General features: G+C 60.6%; 2 protein-coding genes. Both read left to right on the top strand.

What is annotated here, in order from left to right; all coding sequences use genetic code 11:
* Positions 1-972, top strand: a 972-nt coding sequence (locus Q1K23_RS08650) for a helix-hairpin-helix domain-containing protein (protein ID WP_300363869.1), incomplete at its 5' end; no start/stop codon positions are given.
* Positions 973-981: 9 nt separating this feature from the next.
* The coding region (locus tag Q1K23_RS08655; RefSeq protein ID WP_300363878.1) for a M14 family zinc carboxypeptidase at positions 982-3,470 on the top strand (2,489 nt) is incomplete at its 3' end.

A 3,470-nucleotide genomic window follows, 5' to 3' on the forward strand; every position in this document is an offset into this window, starting at 1 on the left:
GTCATGCTGATCGGCCACAAGCCCGCCTGCGCTTTCTGGCGGGTCGCGGGAGAGGATATGGAGCTGACCAACACCTCCCAGGGGGGCTACATGACCTACGACGGCGTGCCGATGGGAGCGCTGGAGCTCGCCGTCGAGGCCTCCAAGGCGGCCAAAGCCGAATACTGGGCCTGCGACATCGCCGAGTACGACGGCAAGTACTACATCCTCGAATGCGCCACGGCGTTTGCGGCCTTCCCCTACTTCCGTGACTGGATTGGCAAGTATCTGATGTGGGATTTCTCCGAAGGACGATTCCCCAAACCCCACATCCCCCTCTACAACTGGGAGGAGCTGGGCAAGATCAACCCCTCGCTTCTTCGTACGATGCGCCACATCGAGTTTTCCCGCTACATTCCCTCCACCGACGGCGCATACTACCTCAACGACAAGGATGCCGACTGGGATATCGAGCTGACCGAAGAGAGTACGCCGGAAGATATCCCCGACGATTCGCACCTGCATAAAGCGCCGCTCAAAAAGGAGGAGGAGATTCCCGAAATCGTCCTCGAGGAGGCGAAAAAGGGTGCCGAAATACACGACGAGCCGGAAGAGAGCGAAATGTCGCTCGAAAGCGTGACGCTGACGGAGCTGATGACGCTTCACGGCATGGAGGAGGAGATCGCCGTGGAGGTGATCCGCTACATCCGCAGCCATGACATCCAGAGCCTCGACGAACTGCTGGAGCTGGAAGGGATCGACAAACAGACGCTCAAAGTGTGGGCGGAAGATCTCCACAGCAGGGTCGACGTGAACGAAGCGGGCGTCAAGGCTCTCTCCAAAATCAAGGCGATCGGCAAGAAACTGGCCGAGAAGATCGTCGAGTTCCGTGAGAAACACGGACCCTTCGAAGCGCTCGAGGATCTTCTGAAGATCAAGGGTCTTGGCAAAAAGAAACTCGACAAAATCCGCGACCATATCGCGATCAAATAAGAGGTACGATTGAAACAGCTTTACCATTCCTACGACGAGGCGGTGGCTCTCTTCCGGGAGCTGGCCGAACGCCGTCCCGATCTCTTCGCCGTGGAAGTGATCGGCCGGACCTGGGAGAAACGCGACATCGTCGCCGTGACCATCGGCCAGAACGTACAGGCGGCGGCCGAGAAACCGGCGCTCTTCTACACCGGCACGATCCACGCCAGAGAGTGGATCGGGCTGGAGCTGGCCATCGGCTTCGCCCAGTACGTCGACCGCAACGTCGCCTACGACCACACGATCCAGCAGGCGCTGGAACACGCGGCGGTCTATCTGGTCCCCTGCGCCAACCCCGACGGATTCGAATACTCCCGCAACCACTTCAGCTTCTGGCGCAAGAACCGCCGCCAGAACGCCGACGGCAGCTACGGGGTCGACCTCAACCGCAACTTTCCCATCGGCTTCGTCAAGTCCAACAAGCCCGACTCCAACGTCTACGGCGGTCCCGAGCCCTTCAGCGAACCCGAAACCCGTGCCCTGCGGGATTTCGTCGAAAGCCACCCCAATATCGCCATCGCCCTGGACTACCACTCCCAGGGCAACGTCTTCTTCCCGGCCCACGATTTCCGCCACGAAGATACGATCGACACGACCGACATGAACGTGCTCTGCGCCAACATGGCCGAAGAGATCCGAAAGATCAGCGACCGGGAGTACGGCATCCACCAGGGCAAACCGCCGGCGAAACTGATCAGCGGCAGCGGCCGGGAGTTCTACCACTCCAAAGGGATCCTCGCCACCGTGGTCGAGGTGGGCACCCGCAACATCTCCGACTATCTCGACAGCATGATCGAGCATATCAGGGAGCATATCCCGGCCCTGCTGGCGGCGATCAGGGAAGCCCCCAACTACGCCAGGGAGCGTACGATGCCGCGGCCGGAGAACTTCCGGGCCACCTTCGTCGGTGTCAACAGCGTGACGCTGGAGTGGGAGCCCTACCCCTGCTGCGAAGGCGACGACACCGTCTACTTCGAGATCTACCGCAGCCGCCGGGAGAAGTCCTACTGCCGCCCCTTCAACCTGATGGGGCTGACCCAGGCCAACCGCTACGCCGATCAGAACCTCGTCAGCGACACCCCCTACTTCTACCACGTCCGCGCCGTCAACAAGCGGACCGGGCAGAAGTCCCCCTTCGCGCCGGTTCTGGCCGTGCGCACCCACGTGGCCGAGGAGGAGTTTCACCGCACCTACTTCCCGATCCCGGACAAAACCGGATACGTGGCCGAAAAGATCCCCAACAACAAGGCCCACTTCGGCGTCAACTCCCTCTTCGTCGGCGTCAACGAGACCAAGGGAGTCAGCTACGCCGTCGTGACGATTCCCCTGAAGACGATCCCCGAAAACGCCCGGATCGAGCGGGCCCGTTTCCGGCTCTACCCGATGAACCGCGTCGGCGTGACGATCGAGAAGTTCGGCGAGTGGGACGTGGGGATCGTGGAACCCGAAAGCGTGGGCGACATCACGAAATTCGAGGATGTCGAAGCGATGAGGATCCGCTCCTACGTGGGACGCCCCACCCCCTCCAACCATCTGACCCAGGGAATCTGGCGAAGCTGGGAGTTCAGCGAGATCGAGTGCCAAGCACTCCAGGAGCAGCTGAAAAAGGGTGAGGTGGTGCTGCGGGTCGAGGGTCCCAAAACCCTCGAGATCGGCCGCACCTCCCAGATGATGCAGTGGGATCTGGGGTACGGGAAGTTCGGCGGCGGGCTCGCTTTCCGGCCCCATCTGGAGATCACCTACACCCTCGAACCCCATACCCTCGAACTCTTCCCCAAAAAGAGCTTCACCGTCCGCGCCGACGGCCTGGAGGAGGGAAAGATCGTCTGCGGATTCGACGGCGAGGGCAGAAAGATCTACGCCACCTTCGACTTCGAGCTGGGATCTCTGCCAGACTGGGAGTTCATGCAGATCACCCGGGCCTACGTCGTCCTCAACCCGGTCAAGGTCTACGCCAAGGAGAATATCCGTTTCCACCTGGAGATGATCGACGCGGAGGCCGAACGGAACTACGAGGCGATCAAAAACCGGCAGATCATCGAAAACATCGGGTACGACGTCAGCGTCAACGAACTCAAGAACGAAGAGCAGGTCTTCGTGTTCGACACCTACGCGATCCAGGAGTTCGGCAACCGCCTCAGAGACCGGAAGTCGATCGCCTTCCTGCTGCGCCCCAGCAGCGCGCAGAAACTGGTGAAAAACTCGGTCGTCGAGTGGCACAGCGCCCATCCCGACTTCACGCCGAAGCTGGTCGTGGAGTATCTCCACAAGCGGCGCAGGCCCGTCGCCCCCGTGAGCGACCTGAAATACAAAATCGAAAACGGAAAGATCCGTCTGAGCTGGAAAAACCCGGCCGACAAGGATTTCAAAGGGGTCTTCGTCATCAAGAACCCCTTCCGAAAACCGATCTCCCCCTACGACGGAGACAAGCTCTACGGCGGTCCCGACAACTGGACCTA

The sequence above is a fragment of the Hydrogenimonas sp. genome (assembly GCF_029933015.1).
GTDB lineage: Bacteria > Campylobacterota > Campylobacteria > Campylobacterales > Hydrogenimonadaceae > Hydrogenimonas.